At 72.5% G+C, this 9508-nt stretch carries 5 protein-coding genes and 2 pseudogenes; 4 read left to right on the plus strand and 3 right to left on the minus strand.

The genetic code is table 11. From position 1 onward, the window contains the following. The coding region (locus ASC99_RS40550) for an alpha-galactosidase (RefSeq protein ID WP_235583044.1) at nucleotides 1-1282 on the plus strand (1282 nt) is incomplete at its 5' end. 125 nt (nucleotides 1283-1407) lie between these two features. Here the strand turns inward: ASC99_RS40550 and ASC99_RS16840 are convergent. Further along, nucleotides 1408-4185, minus strand: a complete 2778-nt coding sequence (locus tag ASC99_RS16840; RefSeq protein ID WP_057232889.1) for a LuxR C-terminal-related transcriptional regulator — start codon at nucleotides 4183-4185, stop codon at nucleotides 1408-1410. 217 nt (nucleotides 4186-4402) lie between these two features. On the opposite strand from ASC99_RS16840, the gene ASC99_RS16845 reads away from it, so the two are divergent. After that, the gene (locus ASC99_RS16845) at nucleotides 4403-4831 is read left to right on the plus strand and encodes an ATP-binding protein (protein WP_057232891.1); all 429 of its coding nucleotides are present in this window, start codon (nucleotides 4403-4405) and stop codon (nucleotides 4829-4831) included. Between the two features lie 12 nt (nucleotides 4832-4843). Here the strand turns inward: ASC99_RS16845 and ASC99_RS16850 are convergent, their stop codons facing one another. Then, nucleotides 4844-6064, minus strand: a complete 1221-nt coding sequence (locus tag ASC99_RS16850) for a GNAT family N-acetyltransferase (protein ID WP_057232893.1) — start codon at nucleotides 6062-6064, stop codon at nucleotides 4844-4846. A 222-nt stretch (nucleotides 6065-6286) separates the two neighbouring features. After that, a pseudogene (locus tag ASC99_RS40555) lies at nucleotides 6287-6517 on the minus strand (endonuclease/exonuclease/phosphatase family protein); the annotation flags it as partial. A gap of 468 nt (nucleotides 6518-6985) precedes the next feature. On the opposite strand from ASC99_RS40555, the gene ASC99_RS16855 reads away from it, so the two are divergent. Continuing rightward, complete coding sequence (locus ASC99_RS16855; protein ID WP_063857104.1) at nucleotides 6986-8215, plus strand: branched-chain amino acid ABC transporter substrate-binding protein; 1230 nt, start codon at nucleotides 6986-6988, stop codon at nucleotides 8213-8215. Nucleotides 8216-9219: 1004 nt separating this feature from the next. Continuing rightward, a pseudogene (locus ASC99_RS40560) lies at nucleotides 9220-9508 on the plus strand (hypothetical protein); the annotation flags it as partial.

Consider the following 9508-nt stretch of genomic DNA (forward strand, 5'->3'; position numbering starts at 1 on the left):
CCCCGTCTTCGCCGGCCTCTACAGCGCGGACGGCTTCGGCGGCACCAGCCGCAGCTGGCACACGTACCAGGCCGGCCACGTGCTGCCGCAGCCCGACGAGCTGCGGCCCGTGGTCTACAACTCCTGGGAGGCCACCGGCTTCGACGTCGACGAGGAGGGCCAGCGGCGCCTCGCCTCGCTCGCGGCCGAGGTCGGGGCGGAGCTGTTCGTGATGGACGACGGCTGGTTCGGCGCCCGCCGCGACGACACCGCGGGTCTCGGCGACTGGACCCCCCACCCCAAGGCCTTCCCGAACGGGCTCACCCCGCTGATCACCGAGGTGCACCGGCTCGGCATGCGCTTCGGCCTGTGGGTGGAGCCCGAGATGGTCAACCCCGACAGCGACCTCTACCGCGCCCACCCGGACTGGGTGTTGCACATGGCACACCGCGAGCGCACCACACTGCGCAACCAACTCGTCCTCAACTTCGCCCGGCCCGACGTCGCCGCCTGGGCCCATGCGTGGCTCGACCGGCTGGTCACCGACCACGCCATCGACTTCCTCAAGTGGGACATGAACCGGCCCTTCAGCCAGGCGGGCTGGCCCGAGGCCCGTGACAACTCCGACCTGCTCTGGTCCGAGCACGTGCGCCAGGTGTACGCGGTCATCGACCGGCTGCGCGCCGGCCATCCCCAGCTGAGGATCGAAACCTGCGCAGGCGGCGGCGGCCGGGTCGACCTGGGCATCCTCGCCCGCACCGACCAGGCGTGGACCTCGGACAACACCGACGCCGTCGACCGGATCACCATCCAGCACGGCTACAGCCAGCTCTACCCCGCCCGCACCATGGCCGCCTGGGTCACCGACTGCCCCAACCCGTTCACCGGACGCACCGTCCCGCTGCGCTTCCGCTTCCACATCGCCATGGCCGGCGCCCTCGGCCTGGGCGGCGACCTGCTCGGCTGGTCCACCGAGGAACGCGCCGAAGCCGCCGGGCTGGTGGCGCAGTACAAGGAGATCAGGCCGGTCGTCCAGCACGGCTCGCAGTACCGCCTGGACGGCGACGGTGTGCAGTACACCGAGGGCGACCGGACCGTCGTGCTCGCCTGGCGACTCAGCCCGGCGCACGGACAACCCGCCGCACCGCTGCGCCTGCGCGGTCTCCGGCGAAGTGCCCGCTACCGCGACGAGGACACCGGCGACATCCATCACGGCGCCGTCCTCATGACGCACGGGCTGCCCCTGGAACTGCCTCGGCACGACTACGCGAGCGCTCTGATCCGGCTGCGAAGGTGCGACTGAGCGCTGCCTGGAATGGGTCGATCTCGGTGCATATCATCCGTGCAACCGTCGCGGCCTTCGGGCCACCCGGGCAATCCGGGAGCACGAAGTACGGATACGCAAAGAACCACGCGGGCTCTCGGCCGTCAGCTGTCGTCGGCCGGCTGCCGGGAGCGGCCGAGGTCGAGGCGTGACCGGAGGCCGAGCTTGCGCAGGGCCCGGGCGACATGCTGCTCGACGGTCCTGGGGGAGAGGTGGAGGGTGGCCGCGATCTCACGGTTGGTCAGGCCGCTGCCCGCGAGGGCGGCGACCTCTTCCTCACGGGGGGAGAGGAGCTCCCCGTACCCGGGCCGTCCGGGAGGGCGGCGGTCCTCCACGTGGTGGGCGCGCAGCGTGGCACGGGCGCGGGCCACGTCCCACACCGCTCCGAGCTCTTCCAGCGAGCACTCGGCGGCCCTGAGGTCGTCCACCGCGGTCGAGCCGGCGGTGCCCCAGGCGGTGAGCGCGCAGTGTCCGGCGGCTTCGCCGGTGAGCGCGGCCTCGTAGGGGCGGGGCAGGGCGGCGAAGGCGTCGCGGGCGCGGTGGAAGTGGTCGAGAGCCTGCTCGGGTTGCCCGGCGGCCTCGGTGATCAAAGCGCGGCACCAGGCGAGAGCGGCGGCGGCCATGGGAGCCTGACGGCCCTTCAGCCCTTCGGCGAACTCGGCCGTCCGGCCCGCCGCCACCTCCGGCCTGCCTGCCGCGAGCGCCGCCTGGACGGCCCAGGGGGCCGCTTCGGCGGCGCACACCCACACCCCCTTGTCGCGCAGGCGGGTCCAGGCGCGGTCGGCCTCGGCTGCGGCGAGCTCGACGTCCTGCCGGGCGAGGGCGAGGCGGATCCGGGCGCCGGAGGCGGCGGCGACCAGCGGCACGGCGCCGTCCTCGGGCGCGGGCAGGCCCGCGCCGGTGAGCCACGTGTTGACCTGGGTCCATTCGCCCTTGGCGAGGGCGACCATGCCGAGGACGAGGTGGGCGTCGGCGGCGATCCAGGGCATCTCGCCGGCTTCGGCGACGAACTCGCGGGCCCGGTCCGGCAGGTCGCTCCAGTGGCCGGTGGTCCAGTCGAGCAGCAGGCGGGTGGCGCGACCCGTCTGTTCGGCGAAGGCCTGGCCGCTGCGGACGGCGAGGTCCAGACCCTTCTCCAGCAGCTCCGCCGACCGCTCGTACTCGCCCAGCCAGACCGCAGCGTCCGCGGCGTTGCACAGGCCGCGTCCGTAGTGCTGGAGACAGGCGGGGTCGGCGGTGTCGACGGGAAGCCGGTCGGCCAGCTGCCAGCCGCGGGGGTCCCCGACGCTCAGCAGGACGGTGACCCGGTTGGCGGCGACCGCGGCACTGACGACGGGGTCGCCGCTGGAGGCCGCGAGGGCTTCGGCGCGTTCCAGCCAGCCGAGGTTCTCGGCGAGCGTGCCGCCGGGCCAGTAGGGGAGGGCGAGCGCGGACATCGCCCGGGCGGCCAGGGCCGGGCGGTCGTCCAGTTCGCCGACCGCGCGTGCCAGCTCGATGCGGCCCGCCGTGCTCCGGCCGAGCTGGTTGCCGAGGACGAGAGCGAGATCGAGGCGGATCCCGCCCCGTACGCCGGTCGGCAGGTCGAGGTCGTCGACGACCCGGCGCAGCACCTGCACCGTCTGGTCGGAGCGCAGCCCGACCGAGGCGCTGCCGGCCAGCAGCGGAGCAAGACGCGCGCGGCTCCCGGCGGGCACGGACGGGTCGGCCAGCACCTCTTCCAGAAGGCGGATCGCGAGCTGGTGCCGACCGGCCTGCGCCGCCTCCCGGGCGGCCGCCTCCACGCTCTTCAACCACCCGTCGAGGTCGCCGCCGGCGCGCTGGTGCTGGGCCAGGCGTTCCCAGGGCGGCGGCTGACGCCGGGTCAGCAGCTCGGCTGCGCGGCGGTGCAGCCGAGTGCGGGTCGGACCGGGCAGCATCTCGTAGAGGGCCTGGGCGGCCAGCGGTACCCGGAAGCCGTAGGTCGGCCCGGGGCACTCGTCGAGGGCGGCCGCGTCCAGAGCGGTGAGCAGCGCCTGACGGCCGTCCTGTTCGGACAGGCCCGCCACTTCCGCCAACTCCGTGTCGGTGACCGGGGCTCCGAGTACGGCGGCTGCCTCGACGACGGCGCGCTGACCGACGGGGACGGCACCGAGGCGGCCGAGGGTCAGCTCCGTGAGTCGTACCGGTACGGGGGCCGTGTCCACGTCCCGGGCGGTGTAGCGTTCGCGCCGGCCGCCGTCGTCGAGCTCGCGCAGCAGGTCGGCCACCACCTGGGCGATCCCGCCGGTGCGCTCGTACAGGCGGGTGGTGAACTCGGCCGGACAGCGACGGGCGCCGAGCGTGGCGGCCGCCCAGTCGCGAACCTGACCTGCGTCCAGCGCTTCGAGGCGGACACGTCGGACGTCCAGCTCGGGCGGATAGCCGATGGGGCCGCCGAGCGGCAGGCCGGGGGCGGCGAGATCCTCGGGCCGGTAGGTGAGCACCGCGGTGAGCCGGGCCGGCGGGTGTGCCAGCAGGCGTTGCAGCAGCGCCCGGGCGGCGTCGTCGGCCCGGTGGACGTCGTCCGCGACGAACAGTGCCGCCTCCGGGGTGTCGAGCAACTCGGCCAGCAGGGCGTACGGGTCCGGGCGGCGGACCGGCGGCTGGGGACTGGGGCTGGCCTGGCCGGCGTTGGCTCCGACCAGGTCGGCGGCGTCGACGGCCGGCGGCCCGGCAGAGGGGAAGGAGATGGCCACCCGCGGCAGGCCGGCGCTGGGCGGCTGGTCGAGCAGACGCCTGACCAGGCGGGTCTTGCCGGTACCGGCCCGGCCCTCGACGAGGACGAGCAGCGGTCCGCGCGAACCCGCCGAGACGGTCAGCTCGCGCAGCCACGCATCCCGATCGGGTACGGCCTGTACGGTCATCACCTGCTCCCACGTCCGCCGGCCGAGTGCGCCACCGGTCGGAGGTTGTTTGCGTATCCGTACTTCAGTGTCCCCTGATTGTGGGGGAGGACCCGGCGGCGGATGGTGCTGGTACATGGTGTGAAGGGGTGGCCCGATCCGTACGGCGGACGGTGCACACCATGGACCGTCCCCATCCGGCCGGGCCCCTCCGGGCTCCGGCGGGCAGGAGCCGTCCATGACCACTACCGAAGCCCGGACGTCGACGCGCCGGATCGCGCTCTGCACCATGGCGGCGACCCCGGAGTCAGTACCGGCCCTACGACGCTTCACCCACCACCTCGCCGGTGGCTGGGGGCTTGCGGAGAACGTGCAGGAGGCGCTGTCCGTCGTGGTCACCGAGCTGGCCACCAACGTGCTGCTGCACAGCGGAAGCCCCTACGTCGTCCTGCTGCTCGCGGTGGACCGGAACATGTTCACCGCCGAGGTGCGGGACGGCGGACGCTGGCTGACCCGTGCCACGCACCGCAGGGCGGCCGCCGACGCGGGCGTTGCCTGCGGCCGTGGCCTGCGACTCGTCGAGGCGTACGCGCCGGACTGCACTGTCCGCGCAGATCAGACCGGCACCCGGGTGGTGGTGAGGATCCCGATCGGGGGCCTGTCGTAGCGGTTGGCTCGGTCAGAACCAGTGCAGGCAGTGCGGGGAGCGCTCGGCGCGGAAGAGGGCGTCGGCGAGGGCGGCCGCGCCCGGGCGGTGGGCCCGGATGTGTCCGGCACGTACGAGTGTGCTCGGGGCGGTGCCGCCGAGGTAGATCGAGCCGAGGTCGCTGATGTCCAGGGACAGGTCGGGCTCCCGGTCCGTCGGGACGCAGTCGGCTTTGCCGTCCCGGACGGTCAGCAGGTAGCGGCCGTGCTCGCCGAGAAACGGGTCGTCGACATCGAGGACGAGCTCGCCATCCGTGAACCAGCCGCGCGCGGTCAGCGCACGCGGGACGTCCAGCAGCCGCACCCAGAGCCAGTCGGTGTCGCCGCTCACCTCGCCGGCGCGGAAGTCCGCGAACTGCCAGCGCATCGGATGCCCGGGCGGGACGTGCTTGAACACGACCCGGGAGACCAGGTCGTGTCCGAGCAAGAACCGGGCCAGCGCCGTGAAGACGGCGTCGTCGGTGGCGATGGTCTCGTCGACCGTCAAGGTTTCCGCCTCGCCGATCGAGTAACTGGCGTAGCCGTCCGGTACACCGTCGGCGTCCCGGTGGACGGCGACGTAGCGCGGCGCCGGAGCGATCGGGGGCTGCCCCGCGCCCGAGGCCCACCAGCGGTGCGGCCGGGACAGGGCGCCGGGCTGCGCACGGCGGTACCGGTCGTAGACCTCTTCCAGGACCTCGCCGCACTCGGTGCGCCTCAGCACCTCGACCGAGCCGGTCACCGGTGAGCCGGCCGCTGGGCGCGCCCGGGGGAGGGCGAGGGCGGCCTGGTGGCGCGGGACCGTCAACCGCCCTGTGTAGGTCGCCGGTCCGTAGCCGAACCTGCGGTAGATCAGTGCCTCCGAAGCCAGCAGCACGGAGAGGAACTCCCCGCGGGCCCGCAGCTCGGTGAGCTGATGCCGCATCATCGTGCTGAGCACGCCCTGGCGTCGGTGCGAGGGCAGGACGCCGACGGCGGTCACCCCGGCGGCCGGGGCGAGGATCTCACCAGGCAGGGTGAGCTCGAAGGAGTACGCGCCGGCGGTGCCGACGGGCCGTCCGTCCGCCGTCACGGCGAGCAGGCTGCGGTCCATCTCGAGCGCCGACCACCAGACCCCGCTGCTGTCGGCCGGGGCTTCCGGGAAGCGCCCGAACGCGGCATGGAGCGTGTCGACGAAGACGTCGAGGTCCTGGTCGGTCGTAGGACGGATTTCCATTGCTGCCGCTGCCTCCCCTGGGATACCGGCACCACGGCTCGTGGTGTCCCGCCACAGTGCAGCGTCGACCCGTGGCCAGGTCAATCGAATTACGGCCGGGTCCCAAGGCCTCCTCGAGCCCGACATGGCGTACGCGTTTCCCAACGACGACGGGCCCTGGTGCGGGGAGCATCTCCGATCAGGGCCGCCTACTGCCTCGCCGTAACTGTCGGCGCCTGTAGGTCAGTTACCGCCCAGATCGAACTCCGCGGTGACGGGCGCGTGGTCCGACCACCGCTCCTCGTGCGTGGCAGCCCGTTCGACCCTGGCGGAGACGGCCTTGGCCGCGAGGCCCGGAGTCGTGAAGAGGTAGTCGATCCGCCAGCCCGAGTCGTTGTCGAAGGCGCGGCCTCGGTAGGACCACCGGGAGTAGGGGCCCTCCTGGTCGGGGTGGAGGGTGCGGATGACGTCGAGGCGTCACACCTACTCCAGGCGGACAGCGCGCGTGCCTCCGTTTGGGCGGTCGGCCCCATAGAGAGCGAGTATCAGCAGTTCTGCTGATGTGGCGTGAGGTAGCCACATCCCGCTTGTCCCGCCGCCCCGGAGCCCCTGTGTGGGGTGCCAATCCGGGGAGTGGGCAGGCGTTTTGCCGCCACCTACCGTGTTTGGGTGAACCCGTTGACGCCCCCGGCGGCACACCGTAGGGTCACGCCCCATGGACGCCGGTCGGTGATCCGGACCGGGCGCGCGGCACGCTCCTGGACCCGGTCCGCCGCCCCTCGCCGGGCGGTCCACTGAGGCGCCAACCACCCTGTCCCTGTGCAGAGTTAGCCGGACAGATGGTTAATCGTGCCTTCCTTCGCGCCGTCCCGCCGCCCTGCGGTCGTGGACGGCCGCGGTCCGGCGTCCCATGAGTAAGCCCAACGTCGCAAGGGATGCACGGTGACCGGTTCTACTCTGCCCAGAGCCTCTGTGCTGGGAGTGGTCTGCGCGGTGCTGCTGTCCGGCTGTTCGTCGGGCGGCCTGGGGTCCGGATCGACGATCACGGTCACCATCGGCGTTGACGGTCCGCTGACCGGCAATCTCGCCGACCTGGGCCTTGGCATCCGATACTCGGCTGAGCTGGCTGTCGCCAAAGCCAATGCCAAGAACACCGTCCCCGGTGTGAAGTTCCTCCTGGACGCCAAGGACGACCAGGCCGACGAACAGGCCGCCCGCGCCAACGGTGAGGCGTTCGCCGCCGACCCGAAGGTCGTGGGAGTGGTTGGCCCGCTGACCTCGTCCGGCGCCCTCGCGATGGCTCCGGTCCTGTCGAAGGCGGGCCTCGCCGAGATCTCCCCGTCCAACACCGCACCCGCGCTGACCTGGGGTGCCGACTACCGCGCCGGCGGGAAGAAGCGCCAGTACCCGACCTACTTTCGCACCGTCACCACCGACGCCGTCCAGGGCCCGCTGCTCGCCCGGTATGCGCACAGTCGGCTGAGCGCCAACCGGGCCGCCGTGGTCAGCGACACCAAGGCGTACGGCACCAACCTCGCGGCCGAGTTCGCGACCGCCTTCGAGGAGGTCGGCGGCAAGGTGGCGTTCCGGGCCACGGTGGAGCAGGGCACCACGGACTTCACCAAGCTGGCCTCGCAGATCGCGGCCTCCCACCCCGACATCGTGTACTACGGAGGCGAGCACCCGGAGGGCGGCCCGCTGTCCGCGGCACTCAAGGCCGCCGGAGTGAAGGCACCGATGGCCGGCGGCGACGGCCTGCACACCGACGGATACCTCAAGGCCGCAGGTCCGTCCGCCAACGGCGACCTCTCCAGCCAGCCGGGCATCTCGGTGGAGGGTCTCGCCTCCGCCTACACCTATCTTGACGCCTATCGCCAGGCCGGCCACAAGGAGGAGCCCGGCCCGTTCGGCCCTTACGCCTACGACTCCACCTGGGCCCTCATCCAGGCCGTCGGCCGAGCCCGCCAGGGCGGGAACGGGACGGACCTCACCGGCCCTGAACTGCGAAAGGCCGTCGCGGACGCCCTTCAGGACACCTCGTTCTTCGGTGTCACCGGCGACGTCTCCTTCGACGAGTTCGGCGATGCCCGTAGCCAGGTGGCCTCCATCTACCAGGTCCAGAAGGGCACCTGGACCGCCATCGTCCCGGTCGGCCGGCTCCGCGACTTCTGACGGCTCGCGCCCAGTCCGAGGCGTGTGGCAAGGTGCCTGTCGGCAAAGGTGAATCGAAGTCCAAGACGGCGGATCAGAAGCTGGTTGCTCTTCGATTTCATCACCGCCTACAAGACCGACCGGGGAAGTCGCCAAGTTGCTGGCCAACTACCTCTGCAAATGGCCCGTCCTGTGACACATGATCTCGACGGCCACTGGGGTCTGCCCCTTGATCTTGACCGGTGGGTCTTTCGTGATGAGTGGGGCGCCACCGGATCTGTGCCTGGCCGCGAACGGCGGCAGTCGGCCAGTGGCGCCCAAGTCAGTCGTCCCGCCGCTTGTCGGGCATCGGATGGCGGTCGAAAAGCCGTTGCCTCCGGGGCGCTGGCCTGGTGGGATGCAGGGGTTTCGACGGYGGGAGGGGACGGCTTGGCGGTGTTCGGGTGTGCGGGCTGCGGTGCGGTGCTGACGGCGGCGGTGTCGGAGGTGGCACKGCCGATCCACCTGAKCGACACCTAYTGGGAGGCGCTGCAYCYGCCGCTGYTGGAGGCGGGGACCTATGCCGTCGACCCCGAGCSGTACGGGCCGCCGTGGCGGCCGTGGGATGAGGTCGGGTCACAGGAGGCAGCGGCGCGGGGGATCTTCACTCGGTTCGGCGGCCTGTCCGACGGRCCGTCAGRCACYGTYCTGCTCGCCCCRGGTGACATGCGCGGCACCGGGCTGATYCCCGAGCGTACCGAGGGGTACTGCATGGGGATCAACGGGAGCGGCGGGCCGAACCTCGCCTGTCTGGGCTGCGGGCTACCGGTCGGATCGCGGATCGACGACTGCGGGGAGTGGCAGGTGGTCAGGCTCCTCCCACAGGCCGTGGTGCGGTTGCCCGGCCCGCCGGAGCGGCCGGTCATGGACTGGGCGGARCTGRCGAYCGAYGGTGCGCTSTGGCACAGGCTGAGCGAGTACCGGGACATCCCAGCCGGTGTGGCGCTCGCCCAGGTCGTGGTCGCTGCCGGGGTGCCCCGGTCGAGGTGCTGCCCGGCCCGGCCGAGGAACTGCTCGGCAGTGCCCTCGCCGCGCTGCTGCCCTCCGGGGAGGGCGCGAAGCGGTTGGGCCTGGCGGGCCCGGGGATCGGTGAGCCGGCCGCCGAACTGGTGCTGGTGCCGGTCCATCCGCAGACCGGCGAGGYGTGGCGGCCGAGCRGCGGTGCGGTGGCTGTGCCTGTCGAGGCCACGCTCTGGGCCGAGTGGCCTTCCCACCCCAGCAGACGCGGCTGCCGGTGGTCGGCGGGCTGCCAACGGGCGTGGAGCGCGACGACCC

Source organism: Kitasatospora sp. Root107 (assembly GCF_001424875.1).
Taxonomy (GTDB): Bacteria; Actinomycetota; Actinomycetes; order Streptomycetales; family Streptomycetaceae; genus Kitasatospora.

Coding starts and splice junctions, on each gene's coding strand:
- ASC99_RS16840 (WP_057232889.1), bottom strand. CDS start 4,185: ATGACCGTACAGGCCGTACCCGATCGGGATGCGTGGCTGCGCGAGCTG.
- ASC99_RS16845 (WP_057232891.1), top strand. CDS start 4,403: ATGACCACTACCGAAGCCCGGACGTCGACGCGCCGGATCGCGCTCTGC.
- ASC99_RS16850 (WP_057232893.1), bottom strand. CDS start 6,064: ATGGAAATCCGTCCTACGACCGACCAGGACCTCGACGTCTTCGTCGAC.